Here is a 14,786-nt window from a genome sequence, read left to right as displayed (position 1 = left end):
CCGGCCCCCTGCATGCGGCATGCCGCCACCACGCGGCACGCGCCGCCACGCAGGCACGCCGGTATGCCGGTACGCCCGTACGCCGCCATGCCCTGCAAGCGGATCCGGGTCGTCTTCCGTCGCCTCCTCCACCCATCGCGCCGCCCTCACTCCCCTGCCCCATGAAAGGCCTCGGGCCATGCGCACCACACCTCTGACCACCGTCCGCAACCTCGGCATCCTCGCCCATGTCGACGCCGGCAAGACCACGCTCACCGAACGGGTCCTGTACGCGACCGGGACCACCCACAAGCGCGGCGAGGTCCACGACGGGACGACCGTCACCGACTACGACCCCCAGGAACGTGACCGCGGCATCACCATCTTCGCGGCCGCGGTGAGTTGTACGTGGAACGAGCACCGGATCAACCTGATCGACACTCCGGGGCACGTGGACTTCGCCGATGAGGTGGAGCGTTCGCTGCGCGTCCTCGACGGCGCCGTCGCCGTCTTCGACGCCGTCGCGGGCGTCGAACCGCAGAGCGAGTCGGTGTGGCGCCAGGCGGACCGACACGGGGTGCCCCGGATCGCGTTCGTCAACAAGATGGACCGGGTCGGCGCGGACCTCGACGCCGCCGTGGCGTCGCTGCGCGACCGGCTCCACGTCGTTCCGCTGGTGGTGCAACTGCCCATCGGGCGGGAGGACGGCTTCACCGGAGTCGTGGACCTCGTCCGCATGCGGGCCCTGGTGTGGAACGCGGCGGCCGGGGGGTCCGGTTCCGGGACGTTCGAGGTGGGCGCGGTCCCCGACGCCCTGCGGGAGGAGGCGCTGCGACGTCGCCGGCTGCTCGACGAGCGGGTGGCGGAGCTGCACCCGGCCGCGCTGGAGGAGTACTGCGCCACGTCGGCGCTCTCCCCCTCCACGTTGGTCGCCGCGCTGCGCGAGCTGACGCGTGGAGGTGAGGGCGTGGTGGTGCTGTGCGGATCCGCGTACCGCAACCGTGCGGTGGAGCCGCTGCTCGACGCCGTCGTGGACTACCTGCCCTCGCCGGCGGACATGCCGCCGGTGCGCGGCACCGCGCTCCGCGGGGTCCGCGCGGAAGGGGCGGAGGAGCGCGTCGCCGATCCGGCGGCCCCGTTCGCCGCGTTGGCCTTCAAGGTGAACGCGACGGCGACCGGGCGGCTGACGTGTCTGCGCGTCTACTCGGGAACGATGCGGAAGGGGGAGACGGTGCTGGACGCGACGGCGGGCCGGACCGAGCGGATCGGCCGCATCCTGCGCGTCCAGGCCGACCGCCACGCCGAGGTGGAGCAGGCGGTGGCCGGGGACATCGTCGCCGTGGTCGGGCTCAAGTCCACCCGCGCCGGGACGACCCTGTGCGCTCCGGACGCGCCGTTGGTCCTCGAACCGCCCACGGTCGCCGCGCCGGTGGTGTCCGTGGCGGTCGAGGCGGGCACCCGGGCCGACATCGGTCGACTGTCGTCGGCGTTGGCCCGGTTGGTCGAGGAGGATCCCTCCCTGGTCGTGCGGACGGATCCCGAGACGGGGCAGACGGTGCTGTCGGGGATGGGAGAGCTGCACCTGGAGGTCGCGGTGGAGAAGATCCGGCTCAGCCACGGGCTGCGCGTCGAGGTGGGTCGCCCCCGGGTGGCCTACCGGGAGACGGTGGCTCGCGGGGTGTCCGGGCTGGTGTACCGGCACGTCAAGCAGGACGGTGGCGCCGGCCAGTTCGCCCATGTGGTCATCGACGTCGACCCCCTGGACGACGAGATCGCCGACCCGTCCGGCGCCCGCGACGGCGCCGGCTCCGGTGGTCCGGGCGGAGCCGACGGCTTCGTGTTCCGGTCCGTGGTCGTCGGCGGCCGGGTGCCGCAGGAGTTCGTCCGTGCGGTGGAGGCGGGTTGCCGGGACGCGCTCGCCGAGGGTCCCCTCGGCGGTCATCCGGTGACGGGGCTGCGGGTCACGCTGACCGACGGCGCCACGCACTCCAAGGACTCCTCGGAGATGGCGTTCCGGGCGGCGGGGCGGTTCGCGCTGCGCGAGGCGCTGCGTGCCGCGACCATGGAGCTGCTGGAACCAGTGGTCGAGGTCGTGGTGACCGTTCCCGACGAGGCCGTCGGCGGCGTGCTCGGTGACCTGGCGGCGCGGCGCGGTCGGGTCGCGGGTTCGACCACGCGGACCGGGACCACCTCGATCACGGCGGCCGTTCCGCTGGCCGAACTGTTCGGGTACGCGTCCCGGTTGCGCAGTCGCAGCCAGGGCCGGGGCACCTTCACCTCCCGGCCCGTGGGGTACGCCCGCGTGCCCGCAGCGGTGGACGCCCGGGGCGCGTCCGACTGACGTGTGGCCCCCGACCGCCCCGGCGATCGGGGGCCTTCCCCTTGGGGCCTCCCCCGTCGGACCGGTCTCCTCGGGCCTCCCCCGTCGGATCGGTGCCCGGCGGGTCGTCCGCACGGGTGGCGTCCGCCGGGGGCGTTCCGGGGACGGCTTCGGGGCCGGCGGATAGGGTGTTCGGCCATGACCGGATCGGACTTCCTCGCCGCAGCCCGGGTGTTCTACGACACCGTGGCCCTCGACTACACCGAGCACTTCGGCGACTGGCTGGTCGACAGACCGCTCGACCGGGCGATGGTGGCCGGGTTCGCCGAACTCGTGAGGGCGGGCGCCGCCGGGCCGGTGGCCGACATCGGCTGCGGCCACGGGCACCTGACGGCGTACCTGGACGGGCTGGGGCTGTCCGCGTTCGGGCTCGATCTGTCTTCGGCGATGGTCGCGTTGGCCCGGAGGACGTATCCGCACCTGCGGTTCGAGGAGGGTTCCATGACCGCCCTGGACCTGGCGGACGGTTCCCTCGGCGGCCTCCTCGCCTCGTACTCGATCATCCACGTGCCGCGGGAGCGGCTGCCGGGGGTGTTCGCCGAGTTCCATCGGGTGCTGGCCCCGGGCGGTCACCTGATGCTGTCGTTCCAGGTCGGCGACGCTCCCTTGCGCGTGGACCGGCCGTTCGGCCACGAGGTGGCGCTCGACTTCCGTCGGCAGCGGCCGCGTTGGATCGCCGAGGCCCTCGGCCGGGCCGGGTTCTCGGTTCGCGCGCGGCTCCTGCGGGAGCCCGAGGAGGGTGTGGAGAAGGTGCCACAGGCCTACGTCGTCGCCCGCAAGCCGGTGGTGCCCGCCTCCCGTCCCGCCGCGTCGTGAGGCGCGGTCCCGGCTCTCCCGCCCTCGACGGGGGAACCGGGAGCGCCGCGCCGGCCGACGCCGGACGCGCTATCCGACGGGGAGGCCGAGTCCCGCGGCGACCGCGCTGACCCGGGTGAAGACGGAGACCGGGTACTGGTCGTCGCAGTACTTGTTGCCGGTGGAGACGATGCCGATCACCTTGCCGCCGGCGACCAGCGGGCCCCCCGAGTCGCCCCGGCAGATGCTGTCGTCGGTGCCGGGTGCGGAGGCTCCGCAGACCTTCAACGCGCGGGACTCGCCGGGCTCGGTGTAGGGCTCACAACTCTTCAGCGGCGCCACGGTGAGGACGGCGGACTTCAGTCGCGTACCCGGGGTGTCGGTGTCGGTGCGTCCCCAGCCGACCACCCTCGCCTTCGTGCCGAGGGCGTAGAGGGCCGAGTCCTTCGGGCCGGCCACGGCCATCGGCCGGTAGGGCATGGACCCGGTGAGGGTGAGGACCGCGGCGTCGTGGGTGAGAGTGCCCTGGACGTACTTCGGATCGATCCTGACCGAGGCGACGTGCCGGACGGTGCCCTTGGCGCTGCCCGTGTCGGTGCGCCCGCCGATGACGAGGAGGTCGCGCGGAGCCGGCACGTCGGCGACGCAGTGCGCGGCGGTCAGCACCTTCCTCGGGGCCACGAGCGTGCCCCCGCAGACCTGTGCGCCCTCCGCCGTCGCGATGATCATGGCGTACGGGTGCAGCGCCGCGGTGGTGTTCTGCCCGCCGTGGATGGCGGCGGCCGGCGCGGCGCCGGCGGCGAGGCCGGCCACGGCGAGGGCGGAGGCGGTGAGTACCGCGGCCGCGGTACGCCTGTGGAACGTGAGCATGTGATCCCCCCGGAGTCACGGCGCGGCGCCCGGTGGCGGCGCGTCCTTGCCGTGAACCACGACGCGGAGCGGCCGGGGTGCGGTTCCCCGAGGAGCCGGCGGACCGGAGCTCCGCACGAATGTAGGCTCGTCATAAAGATGAACGACGGATGGTCGGCAATAGGGGTGGGGATGAAGGCAGGCAAGGCTGCCGCGGGTGTCACCGCGGCGCTGTTCATGACGGTGGGTGTGGTGGGCTGTTCGGCGAGCCCGGTCGCCCAGCAGGCGGCGGACTCGGCGGAGGCCCTGGTCGCGGCGCTGTCGCAGGCGTCCGACGAGGCGTCGAAGGCCGGTTCGGCGGACATAGACATGACCGTGACGTCGCCCGACACGGGTGGCAAGCCGGTCTCCATGAAGGGCGTCTACTCCTGGGGCAACGGCCTCGCGATGGAGACCGAGATGCCGGCCAAGGACCTCCAGATGGAGGACCTGGTCGCGGACGGCACCATCACGATGCGCCTCGTGGACGGGGCGTACTACTACGGCGTCGACCCGGCGGAGGCGGGCCCGTTCAAGGGCAAGACCTGGTTGAAGATCGAGGCGTCCGCCGTTCTCGGCGAGGCGGGCGCGGCCGGCATGACCCAGGCGGAGAGCGACCCGACCGCGGGCCTGAAGTCGCTGAAGTACGCCCGGGGCGTCACCAAGGTCGGGACGGAGGACGTCAACGGCAAGAAGGCGGTCCACTACCACGCCTCGGTTCCGGCGGACAAGCTCGGCGACGCGGCGGCCGTCTACAACGCGCTGGGCACGGGCGGAGAGCTCGTGGCGGACGTCTGGGTCGACGACAAGGGCATGCCCGCCCGGATGAACCAGACCTTCGGGACGACCACCGTCAGCATGGACTTCCTGTCCTTCGGTGTCGCGCGGACGATCACCGCCCCGCCGGCCGGTGACACGGCCGACATGACCGAGATGGTCAAGAACGGTTCGGGCGGCCCGGCCTGACGCCCGAGGCCACTGACCCCATGGGGTCAGTGGCCTCGATGACGCCGGTCGCCCGGCTGTTGCCGCCCCGGAGCGAGGCCGGGGCGCCGTACTCAGACCTTGCGCCACCGCGCCATGGCCCACGAGAACACACCGAACAGCACCAGCCCGATGGCCACGGCGATGAGCAGCCAGGGGCCGGCCGGGGTCTGGGTGAAGGTCTTCAGCGTGTCGTCCATGCCCTTCGCCTGGCTCGGGTCGTAGCGCCACGCGGCGTACAGGACGAATCCGCCCACCGCCGTGAAGACCGCGCCGCGGGCCACGCCGCCGGTCACCCCGAGGACGTCCACGACCTTGCGCCAGTGATCGGCGACCCCGACCATGTCCAGGTGCTTGCGGAACGTACGGCGGGCCGCGCGCACCGCGATGATCACGCCCGCGACGGCGATCCCGAGTCCGACGGCGCCCACCAGCCACCGTCCGGCGGGGAGCTCCATCGCGGAAGCCGTCAGGTCGCGCGACTGTTCGTCACCGCCGGAAGTGCCCCCTCCGGAACCCGTCGCGAAGGACAGCACCGAGAACGCGGCGATCGCGTAGAAAACGGCGCGCCCCGCCGCCGTGAGACGCTTCGTGGCCTTGTCGCCCTTCGGGCCGGCCGCGCCGAAGGCCGCCTCGGACAGGCGCCACAGCACCATCCCGATCAGACCGATACCGACGGCCCAGACGAGGACGCTCCCGAACGGCTTGCCGGCCAGTTCCTGGAGCGCTCCCTGCCGGTCCGCCTCGCCGCCGCCCTTGCCGAAGCCGACGCGGACGGCGATCAGTCCTATGAGGATGTACAGCGCGCCGCGCGCCACCAACCCGCACCGGGCCGTGACGGATCGGGCCTTACCACCGCGCGAGGCGGACCGGACGCCCTCGCCCACCACGCCCGCTCTGGCGGTACTCACACCTCACCGCGCCAGGCGCCGGTCTCGGCACCGCGAGACTCGATGAACACCTTGAACCGCTTCAGGTCGCCGCTCACCCGGCGCTTGACGAGGCCGAGCTTGTCGGCGGCGTTCTCGGCGAGACCGTCGGGAATCCAGTTCATGTGCAGGGACACCTGGGTGGTGGTCGCGTCGACCGCCTCGAAGGTGACCAGTCCGGCCTGGCGGGTCTCACCGTCCACGGTCGTCCAGGCCACGCGGCGGTCCGGGACCTGTTCCGTGATGCGTGCGTCGAACTCGCGCTCCACGCCGTTGACCTTCGTGACCCAGTGGGTGAGGGTGTCGTCGCGCTGCTCCACCCGGTCGACGCCCTCCATGAACGCGGGGAAGCTCTCGAACTGTGTCCACTGGTTGTAGGCCGTCCGAACAGGGACGTTGACCTCCACGTACTCCTCGACGTGCGCCATGAGTACCCCTTCCATACAGGTCGGTGCCGGAGCGCCCGATCCTCCGGGCGTCGGTGCGCCGGGTCGGCCGCTCCGAACACGCGGTTACCCGAACCCTCTTCCTCCATGCGGCCGCGCACGACCGAGCCCGCTGCCCGGCCCGCGCCGTCCCGTCATCCGGCCGCGGTGGCGCACCGCGGGGCCGTCGTTGGACACCCCGGCGCGTTCGGCGGGCCTCGGTGTCGACGATGATCGACGGGCGAGGACGACGACGGCGGTGCCGCGATCGCCGCCGCACCCCACCGCAGTGCCCGTTCGAGCAGAGGAGACACCCCCATGGCAGCCGACGCGAACCGCGGTTCGAGCACCGTCCACGTCCGTGCCGCACGACCGGCGGACTTCGCGCAGTGGCGTGTCCTCTACCGCGGCTACGCGGACTTCTACCGGGTGGAGCAGACCGAGGAGGCCGCCGCGCTGGTGTGGTCGTGGGTGCACGACCCCGCGCACGAGGTGGAGGCCCTGGTCGCCGAGGACGGCGAGGGCCGGCTCGTCGGCCTCGCCCACTACCGCCCGTACGCGCGTCCCCTCTCGGCGTCGGTCGGCTGCTTCCTCGACGACCTGTTCGTCGCCCCCGAACACCGCGGCGGCGGCGCCGCCGACCTGCTGCTGGCGCGGCTGTCGGAGATCGCCGCCGAGCGCGGCTGGAGCGTGGTCCGCTGGATCACCGCCGACGACAACCACCGGGCCCGCTCCAAGTACGACCGGGTGGCGACGCGGACCATGTGGGTGACCTACGACATGCCCCCCGCACGCTGATGCCGCGGGCCGCCCGGGGACGTTGCCCTCACCCCAGGCGGTTCCAGAGGAAGGTGTGGGTGAGCGCCTCGTTCACGGCGGCCTGGGCGTTGTCGCCGGCGCCCGCGTGTCCGCCGCCGGCCGTCTCGTGGAAGTGGACGACGTGACCGAGCTCCCGCAGCCGGGCGGCGGCCTTGCGCGCGTGCCCCGGGTGGACCCGGTCGTCGCTGGTCGCGGTGAGGAGCAGGATCGGCGGGTAGGGCCGGTCCGACCGGAAGGCGTGGTACGGGGAGAGTTCCTCCAGGTGGGGGCGGTCCTCGACCAGGTCGGGGTCCCCGTACTCGGCGGTCCAGGACGCGCCCGCGAGGAGCCGGTGGAAGCGCAGGAGGTCGAGGATCGGGAAGCCGATGACGACGGCGCCGAAGAGCTCGGGGTAGCGGACGGTCATGGCGCCCATGAGCAGGCCGCCGTTGCTGCGCCCCTCGATGCCCAACCGGTCGGGGGTGGTGATCCCGCGGGCGACGAGGTCCCCGGCGACGGCGGCGAAGTCCTCGAACGCCCGCGGCCGCTCGGCCTTGAGCGCGGCCCGGTGCCACCGGGGCCCGTACTCGCCGCCGCCCCGGATGCCCGCGATCGCGTACGTACCGCCGCGGGCGAGCCAGGCCCGCCCGGTGACGGCGTCGTACCCCGGGGTCAGGGACACCTCGAACCCGCCGTAGCCGTAGAGCAGGGTCGGGCCGGGACCGTCCTCGGGTCCGACGACGAAGTAGGGCACGCGGGTGCCGTCCTCGGACGTCGCGAAGTACTGCCGGACCGTCAGCCCGGTGGTGTCGAAGAGGGCGGGCGCCTGTTTGACGATCGCGCTGTCGCCGCCGATCTCGCCCCGGTGGAGGGTGGCGGGTCGCAGGTGTCCCGAGACGTGGAGGAAGTACTCGTCGCTGTCGTACGGGTCGGTTCCCGTGATCGAGGCCGCGGCGAGCGGCGGTACGTCCGCCAGCGGTTCCCGGCGCCAGCCCTCGGGCGTGGGCGTCAGGACCTCCATGCGGGTGGAGACGTCGCGGAGCGTCTGCAGGATGAGGTGGTGGCGGGTCCAGGAGTGGCCGGCGAGGGCGGTGCGCTCGTCCGGTTCGAACAGCACGGCCGCCTCGCGGTTCCCGGCGAGGAACGCGTCGAAGTCGAAGGCCAGCAGGGAACCCGCCGGCCAACCGAGCCAGGGGGTCTTCGGGGCGACCACCAGCCAGGACCGGTGGGCGTACGCCGTCGCGTCGCCCGGGATGTCGATCTCGATGCGTCGACCGTCCTCGTCCAGGAGGAACAGGGTCCGGTCCCAGAAGTCCTTCTGTCGGGACAGGAAGTGGCGCGCGAAGCCCTCGGTCGGGTCGAACCAGCCGGCCGCGGCCAGGTCGTCGCCCTCCACCTCGAAGACGAGGGGAGCCTCGTCCAGCGGCGTGCCGCGCCGCCACCTGCGCACCGTGGCGGGATAGCCGGACGCGGTGAGCGAGCCCGGGCCGAGGTCGGCGCCGACGTAGACCTCGTCCACGTCGATCCAGTCGATCCTGGTCTTGCCCTCGGGCACCTCGAACCCGCCGGTGACGAACGCCAGGGTCTCCAGGTCGAACTCGCGCACCACCACGGCGTCGGCGCCCGACCGGGAGAGGTGCACCAGCGCGTGCCGGTGGCCGGGGTACAGCACCTCGGCGCCCGACCACGTCCAGTCCTCGGCCTCCTCGGCGGCCAGGGCGTCGATGTCCAGCACCGTCTCCCAGCCCGGGAGGTCCTTGGCGTACTCCTCCGGCGTGGTGCGGCGCCAGACGCCCCGCACGTGCGCGGCGTCCTGCCAGAAGTTGTACAGGTACCGGCCGCGGCGACGGACGTGGGGAATCCGGCGCTCGTCGTCCAGGACCTCGCGCAGTTCGGCGGCCAGGGCCGCGAACTCGGGGCCGCGGGCCAGCAGGTCCGTCGTCTCCGCGGTCCGCTCGGCCGCCCAGGCCAGGGCGCGGGGGCCGCTCACGTCTTCCAGCCACATGTACGGGTCGTCTTCGATCACCCCCCGATTGTGCCGACGTCCGGCGGTGCCTGTCCGCCGGTCGGGCAGCCTCGGCCCCGGCGCCGTCACCGCATCGGTGTGGTGCCGGCCGCCCCGCCGACGGGCCACGGGGCGGTCGGGCCGGTGGTGCGGGCTCGGCGTACGCCGAGCCCGCAGCCGGGGTACGTCGACCGCCGACCGGGGCCGGCGTTCGGGGTCAGCGTGCGGGGCAGGTCTTCCAGGCGAGGTGGTAGACGGTCTGGATGGCACCGTCGGTGGAGTCCATGGCGATGAAGCTGTTCGTCTTCTTCGGGTCCGAGGTGCCGGCGTTGACCCGCAGCTCGGTGTTGATGTTGAAGTTGCGCTGCGCGCCGCAGGGCGCCCAGACCAGCTGGGCCCAGTCGGTGGTGTCGGTGGCCTGCCAGTTGTTGTCGAGCGGGCCGTTGAAGCGGTGGGTCCCGGTGGCCGTCTCGGGCGAGCCCTGGAAGTAGTACGAGGCCTTCTGGATCGCGTTGGCCCCTCTCTCCAGGTGGGCGTAACCGCGGTAGTCGGCGCTGGCGACGGCGTAGGTGAAGCCCTGCGGGACGTGCACGATCAGGTTGAGCTGGCAGTTCTTGCGGAAGTCCGTCGGTTGGGAGCCGACTCCGACCTGTGCCAGGTACTGGCTGTAGGTGACGGTGAAGGCCGTGTTGTCCGCCGACACGGCGACGGCCGCCGTGCCCAGCGGACATCCGGACCCGTTGACGGTCGCGAGCTCGATGACGATCTTGTCGGGCGGCACGGTGATGCCGGCCGGGGCCTGCGGGGCGAGGAACGTGCCGGCGAGGAACACGGCGGTCGCGCCGCCGGCGAGTAAGGCACCGGGCATGATGCTCCGATCGGTTGTCGGTGGCCTTGCCTGAGGTGGGGGGTCCGGCCGAGCGCGCGGTCCCGCTCCGTCGACCCGGACAGCGGGAATCGTCGGGTGGGGCCGCGGCGTGTGGAAACCTCGACCGTCCGGCCGCGTCGCGGAACGAGTACCGGAACGCTCTGGATGCTAGAGACCGCGCTCCCTGCGGAATAAGGCGGTTACCGGCCGATCACACGGCGTCGACATCGGCCGCTTCGGCCGCCGGATCACACACGGCCCGTGTCGATCGCCGCCGCGAGGGCGGCGGCCCGTTCGGCGGCGCGGGCGCGGGTCCGCGGTGCGCGTGGCCCAGGCGATGTGTCCGTCGGGCCGGACGAGGAGTTCGCTGACCCCGTCGAGGTCCTCGCGCGGGTCGTGCGCGGTGGGTCACTTCGGCGTGCGCACTCGGGCACATCGGGGCCGCTCCCCCTTCGTACGCTCCATGCCGACAAGGACGACGACCGGCCGGCGCAGCGCACGGCCGGTGCGAGAGAGAGCGGGCCGCATGCAGTTCGGCATCTTCACCGTGGGTGATGTGACCACCGACCCGACGACGGGCCACACCCCCGGCGAACGGGAGCGCATCAAGGCGATCACCACCATCGCCCTCAAGGCGGAGGAGGTCGGGCTGGACGTCTTCGCCATGGGCGAGCACCACAATCCGCCGTTCGTCCCGTCCTCCCCCACGACCGTGCTGGGCTACATCGCGGCGCGCACCGAACGCCTGCTGCTCTCCACCGCGACCACGCTCATCACCACCAACGACCCGGTGAAGATCGCGGAGGACTACGCGATGCTCCAGCACCTGGCCGACGGGCGGGTGGACCTGGTGCTCGGACGCGGCAACACCGGTCCGGTGTACCCGTGGTTCGGCAAGGACATCCAGGACGGCATCCCGCTGGCCGTGGAGAACTACGCGCTGCTGCGCCGCCTGTGGGAGGAGGACGTGGTCGACTGGGAGGGACGCTTCCGCACCCCGCTCCAGGCGTTCACCTCCACCCCCCGCCCGCTCGACGGACTGCCGCCCTTCGTGTGGCACGGTTCCATCCGCAGTCCCGAGGTGGCCGAGCAGGCGGCCTACTACGGTGACGGCTTCTTCGCCAACAACATCTTCTGGCCCAAGGAGCACTACCAGCGGCTGATCCGCCTCTACCGGCGCCGGTTCGCCTTCCACGGCCACGGCACCGAGGAGCAGGCGATCGTCGGCCTCGGCGGGCAGGCGTTCATGCGGAAGAACTCCCAGGACGCGGTGCGGGAGTTCCGGCCCTACTTCGACAACGCCCCGGTGTACGGGCACGGTCCCTCGCTGGAGGAGTTCACCGAGCAGACCCCGCTGACGGTCGGCAGTCCCGCTCAGGTGATCGAGCGCACCCTGGAGTTCCGTGAGCACTTCGGCGACTACCAGCGGCAGTTGTTCCTGATGGACCACGCCGGGCTGCCGCTGAAGACCGTCCTCGAACAGCTCGACATCCTGGGCGAGGAGGTCGTGCCGGTGCTGCGGCGGGAGTTCGCCGCGGTGCGCCCGGCGGCCACGGCGGCCGCGCCGACCCACGCGGGCCGGCTGGCGGCGCGCGACGGGGTCGCCCCGTGATCGAGAACCCGGCCGCCGTGCTCTCCGGTGACGGCGCACCGAGGAGGATCACGGTGGTCGCGGCCGGTCTGAGCGATCCGTCGTCCACCCGGCTGCTCGCCGATCGGCTCGCCGCCGCGACGCGGTCGGCACTGGACGCGCTGGGGGTGGCCTCTGCGATCGAGTTCGTCGAACTGCGCCCGCTGGCACGTGACATCGCCGCCCACCTCGTGACCGGGTACCCGCCGCCGGGCCTCGCGGTCGCGCTGGGCGCGGTGGAGCGCTGCGACGCGCTCATCGTCGTCACGCCCGTGTTCACCGCCTCCTACTCGGGCCTGTTCAAGTCCTTCTTCGACCTCGTCGAGAACACGGCCCTCACCGGCCGTCCCGTGCTGATCGCGGCGACCGGCGGGACCAGCCGGCATTCGCTGGTGCTGGAGCACGCCCTGCGCCCGTTGTTCGCCTACCTGCGCGCCGTGGTGGTGCCCACCGGTGTCTACGCGGCCACCTCCGACTGGGGGAACGCCGGTGACCCCTTCACGGAGGAGCTGCCCCGCCGGATCGGCCGGTCGGCGGCCGAGTTGGCGGCCCTGCTCGCCGCCGGCAGACCGCCGGCCGGCGGCCCGGCCTTCCCCACGCCGGACGGGGACGAGGAGGTCGTGTCCTTCGAGCGGCACCTGGAGGCCGTACGGGCCCGGCCCGCGCGGCGGTGACCGGCGACGGCCGGACCCACGGCCGGACCCGACACGCGACCCGACACGCGGCGCGACTCGGCGCCCGACGCCGGACACCTCACCGGGCGCGGCGCACCCGGGCCAGGACGAGGACCGTGTCGTCGGTCGCGGCGTCGGGCAGCAGGTTCGACAGGATCCGGTCGGCGGCCTCCTCCAACGACCCCATGGGGCCGCGCAGTTCCTCGCGGAGCGCGTCGAGGCCCGTGTCGATGTCCCGGCCGCGGGCCTCGATCAGCCCGTCGGTGTAGAGGGCCACGACGGCGCCCTCGGGGAGTTCGACCTCGATCGACTCGAAGGGTACGCCGCCCACCCCGAGCGGCACTCCCAGGCCCTCCGCGAGGGTCTCGACCGTCCCGTCGGGGCGCCGTACCAGGGGCGGCGGATGGCCCGCGTTGGCGATGACGGCGTGCCCGGTGCGGGCGTCGTACAGGAGGTACGCGCAGGTCGCCCATTCGATGCCGACGTCCTGGGCGCAGGCGTCGAGTTCCTCCAGCAGTGCCCGGGGGTCGCGGGTGTGCCGGGAGAGCGCCTTCGCGGTGATCCGCAAGCGGCCCATGGCGGCCGCCGCCGGCACCCCGTGGCCCATCACGTCGCCGACGACGAGGGCCACCCGGTCGTCGGCCGGTGTTCCGGCGTCGTACCAGTCGCCGCCGACCTCGGTGCCCCGGCCGCCGGGCAGGTAGCGGTGGGCGATGTCGACGTGGGGTCCGGCCGCCGGGGCGGTGGGCAGGAGGGAACGCTGGAGGGTGAGCGCGATGTCCTGGACCCGGCTGTAGAGGCGGGCGTTGTCCAGGCAGAGGGCGGCGCGCGAGGCCAGCTCCCCGGCGAGCCCGAGGTCCTGTTCGGCGAAGTCGGGGCGGGCCGCCGAACGCCCGAACATGGCGAGGCCCTGCACCGTGCCGCGTGCGATGAGCGGGGCGATGAGGATGCGGACCAGGCCGCTTTCCCTGAGCAGCCGGGCGCGCTGTCGGTGCACGACGGTCCGCGCGACGAAGTCCTCGTCCACCCGGACGCAGATCGGGCGGCCCGAGCTGAGCATCTGGTGGATGCCGGAGCCCGGCGGGTAGGTCACCTCCCGCAGGCCGCTCACCAGCTCGACGGCGGGCGCGTCCAGCGTGGTGCCGGAGGCGATCCTGCGGGTGAACAGCGGGAGCAGTGGATCGAAGTCCTCGTTCTCGTCCATCCACTCCACGAGTTCCACGACGGATCCGTCGCAGAAGTCCGGCACCACGACCTCGACCAGTTCCCGCGCGGTGACCTCGACGTCCAGGGTGGTGCCGATGTGTCCCGCCGCCCGGTCCAACAGCGCCAGCCGGCGGCGGGCGGACGTCGCCTCCAGGATGGCCCGCTCCCGGTCCGTGACGTCGATCAGCAGCCCTCCCACCCCGCGCCGGGTGTCCACGGCGCCGCTCAGCGGGAAGAAGCTCACCGACCGGACCTGGTCGCGGTCGGGATGTCCGCTCGTCCGCAGGCCCACCAGCGTGCCGACCACCGGGCGGCCGTCCCGGGCCACCCCGCGCAGCATCCGCCGGTACTCGCCGTCGTCCGAGGTGATCATGACGTCGGCCATGTGCCGTCCGAGGTGCTCGGCGACGGGGATGCCGTCCATGTCGGCCAGCGCCTGGTTGAGGTGGACGTAACGCAGGTCCTCGTCGAGCATGACCAGGCCGATCGGGCAGGTCTCGAAGAGCGCGTCGAGGAAGGACAGGTTCGTCTTCACCCGGTCGAGTTCCTCGCTCCTGCTCGCCAGGCCCATGATCACGGAGTCGCCCTCGGCGCCGGCCACGGGGAAGACCCGGAAGCCGCAGTCGAAGACGGTGCCGTCCCGGTGGCGGACGGGCAGCCGCACGCGCCAGTACCCGAGGGTCCGCGCCCGCTCCGCGAGGTGCGCGGCCGCGTCCGGCTCCGAGGCCGGGAAAAGGGCGGCGGCGGGCCCGGAGAGCACGTCCGCGGCCTCGTGGCCGAACAGGTTCCGGGCGCCGGGGCCCCAGTACCGGATCAGGCCCTCGTCATCGATGCCGAAGACCGCGACCGACACGTGCTCCAGGAGCGATCCCGGCTCGGACCGGAGCGGCTCGGGACCCTGCTCTCCCCCCGCTCCCCCAGGCCGGTCCGTCGGCATCGGCAGATCCCCTCACGGGTGGCTGTCCGGCGCCCGCGAGTCGATCACGGGCCGTTCCTCCAATTCTGCCCGCGATCGAAGAGGGGTACATTTCGTCCGACCGCGGAATCCGGACGGTGACGCCGAATCCCACGGAACGCACTCGGGCGATCACGATGAGGAGTCGACCGGCAGGTTTCCCGGCGAGCGGGCACGGCAGAGCCGGCGCCGCTCGGAGCGTCGCGCGGGGCCTCGGCCCCGGACGCACCGGGCCCATGTCACCGCACTCGCGGACACGCGTACGGTCCG

General features: G+C 72.9%; 12 protein-coding genes and 1 pseudogene. 6 read left to right on the top strand and 7 right to left on the bottom strand.

Annotated features, from left to right (window positions below; genetic code table 11):
- Nucleotides 1–178 precede the first annotated feature (178 nt).
- Both fusA and OG906_RS31060 read left to right on the top strand, forming a co-directional pair.
- On the top strand, nucleotides 179–2,320 hold the full coding sequence (gene fusA / locus OG906_RS31065; RefSeq protein ID WP_329447382.1) for an elongation factor G: 2,142 nt from the start codon (nucleotides 179–181) through the stop codon (nucleotides 2,318–2,320).
- Nucleotides 2,321–2,497: 177 nt separating this feature from the next.
- Nucleotides 2,498–3,175 carry a class I SAM-dependent methyltransferase gene (locus tag OG906_RS31060; RefSeq protein ID WP_329447381.1) on the top strand — a complete coding sequence of 226 codons (678 nt, stop codon included), beginning with the start codon at nucleotides 2,498–2,500 and terminating at the stop codon, nucleotides 3,173–3,175.
- 69 nt (nucleotides 3,176–3,244) lie between these two features.
- Here OG906_RS31060 and OG906_RS31055 read toward each other — a convergent pair whose 3' ends face one another.
- Nucleotides 3,245–4,024, bottom strand: a complete 780-nt coding sequence (locus OG906_RS31055) for a S1 family peptidase (RefSeq protein WP_329447380.1) — start codon at nucleotides 4,022–4,024, stop codon at nucleotides 3,245–3,247.
- Nucleotides 4,025–4,195: 171 nt separating this feature from the next.
- Between OG906_RS31055 and OG906_RS31050 the strand changes: the two genes are divergently transcribed.
- Nucleotides 4,196–5,008 (top strand): hypothetical protein, encoded by an 813-nt coding sequence (locus OG906_RS31050; protein ID WP_329447379.1) that lies wholly within the window; start codon nucleotides 4,196–4,198, stop codon nucleotides 5,006–5,008.
- Between the two features lie 92 nt (nucleotides 5,009–5,100).
- On the opposite strand, the gene OG906_RS31045 is transcribed toward OG906_RS31050, so the two are convergent.
- Nucleotides 5,101–5,937, bottom strand: coding sequence for a DUF1206 domain-containing protein (locus OG906_RS31045; RefSeq protein ID WP_392894714.1), 837 nt, complete (start codon nucleotides 5,935–5,937; stop codon nucleotides 5,101–5,103).
- A complete protein-coding gene (locus OG906_RS31040; protein WP_267828850.1) occupies nucleotides 5,934–6,383 on the bottom strand; it encodes an SRPBCC family protein in 450 nt (149 codons plus the stop codon). Before OG906_RS31040 ends, OG906_RS31045 begins: the two co-directional genes overlap by 4 nt.
- A 315-nt stretch (nucleotides 6,384–6,698) precedes the next feature.
- On the opposite strand from OG906_RS31040, the gene OG906_RS31035 reads away from it, so the two are divergent.
- Nucleotides 6,699–7,178, top strand: coding sequence for a GNAT family N-acetyltransferase (locus OG906_RS31035; protein WP_329447378.1), 480 nt, complete (start codon nucleotides 6,699–6,701; stop codon nucleotides 7,176–7,178).
- A 28-nt stretch (nucleotides 7,179–7,206) separates the two neighbouring features.
- Here the strand turns inward: OG906_RS31035 and OG906_RS31030 are convergent, their stop codons facing one another.
- From OG906_RS31030 to OG906_RS43655, 3 genes and pseudogenes are all read right to left on the bottom strand, one after another.
- The gene (locus OG906_RS31030) at nucleotides 7,207–9,183 is read right to left on the bottom strand and encodes a prolyl oligopeptidase family serine peptidase (RefSeq protein ID WP_443067474.1); all 1,977 of its coding nucleotides are present in this window, start codon (nucleotides 9,181–9,183) and stop codon (nucleotides 7,207–7,209) included.
- Between the two features lie 217 nt (nucleotides 9,184–9,400).
- Nucleotides 9,401–10,051: a DUF4360 domain-containing protein gene (locus tag OG906_RS31025; RefSeq protein WP_329447376.1), complete on the bottom strand. Its 651-nt coding sequence runs from the start codon at nucleotides 10,049–10,051 to the stop codon at nucleotides 9,401–9,403.
- 168 nt (nucleotides 10,052–10,219) lie between these two features.
- Nucleotides 10,220–10,408: pseudogene (locus OG906_RS43655) on the bottom strand (hypothetical protein); the annotation flags it as partial.
- A gap of 169 nt (nucleotides 10,409–10,577) precedes the next feature.
- Here OG906_RS43655 and OG906_RS31015 point away from each other — a divergent pair.
- Nucleotides 10,578–11,663 carry an LLM class flavin-dependent oxidoreductase gene (locus tag OG906_RS31015; RefSeq protein WP_329447375.1) on the top strand — a complete coding sequence of 362 codons (1,086 nt, stop codon included), beginning with the start codon at nucleotides 10,578–10,580 and terminating at the stop codon, nucleotides 11,661–11,663.
- Nucleotides 11,660–12,355, top strand: coding sequence for a CE1759 family FMN reductase (locus OG906_RS31010; RefSeq protein WP_329447374.1), 696 nt, complete (start codon nucleotides 11,660–11,662; stop codon nucleotides 12,353–12,355). Before OG906_RS31015 ends, OG906_RS31010 begins: the two co-directional genes overlap by 4 nt.
- 79 nt (nucleotides 12,356–12,434) lie before the next feature.
- On the opposite strand, the gene OG906_RS31005 is transcribed toward OG906_RS31010, so the two are convergent.
- Nucleotides 12,435–14,498: a SpoIIE family protein phosphatase gene (locus OG906_RS31005; protein WP_329447373.1), complete on the bottom strand. Its 2,064-nt coding sequence runs from the start codon at nucleotides 14,496–14,498 to the stop codon at nucleotides 12,435–12,437.
- Nucleotides 14,499–14,786 lie beyond the last annotated feature (288 nt).

The sequence above is a fragment of the Streptomyces sp. NBC_01426 genome, from assembly GCF_036231985.1.
Classification (GTDB): Bacteria; Actinomycetota; Actinomycetes; order Streptomycetales; family Streptomycetaceae; genus Streptomyces.
This window is presented reverse-complemented; position numbering and strand designations above follow the sequence as displayed.

Coding starts and splice junctions, on each gene's coding strand:
- OG906_RS31035 (WP_329447378.1), top strand. CDS start 6,699: ATGGCAGCCGACGCGAACCGCGGTTCGAGCACCGTCCACGTCCGTGCC.
- OG906_RS31040 (WP_267828850.1), bottom strand. CDS start 6,383: ATGGCGCACGTCGAGGAGTACGTGGAGGTCAACGTCCCTGTTCGGACG.
- OG906_RS31015 (WP_329447375.1), top strand. CDS start 10,578: ATGCAGTTCGGCATCTTCACCGTGGGTGATGTGACCACCGACCCGACG.
- OG906_RS31050 (WP_329447379.1), top strand. CDS start 4,196: ATGAAGGCAGGCAAGGCTGCCGCGGGTGTCACCGCGGCGCTGTTCATG.
- OG906_RS31060 (WP_329447381.1), top strand. CDS start 2,498: ATGACCGGATCGGACTTCCTCGCCGCAGCCCGGGTGTTCTACGACACC.
- OG906_RS31005 (WP_329447373.1), bottom strand. CDS start 14,498: ATGCCGACGGACCGGCCTGGGGGAGCGGGGGGAGAGCAGGGTCCCGAG.
- fusA (WP_329447382.1), top strand. CDS start 179: ATGCGCACCACACCTCTGACCACCGTCCGCAACCTCGGCATCCTCGCC.
- OG906_RS31055 (WP_329447380.1), bottom strand. CDS start 4,024: ATGCTCACGTTCCACAGGCGTACCGCGGCCGCGGTACTCACCGCCTCC.
- OG906_RS31030 (WP_443067474.1), bottom strand. CDS start 9,183: ATGTGGCTGGAAGACGTGAGCGGCCCCCGCGCCCTGGCCTGGGCGGCC.
- OG906_RS31025 (WP_329447376.1), bottom strand. CDS start 10,051: ATGCCCGGTGCCTTACTCGCCGGCGGCGCGACCGCCGTGTTCCTCGCC.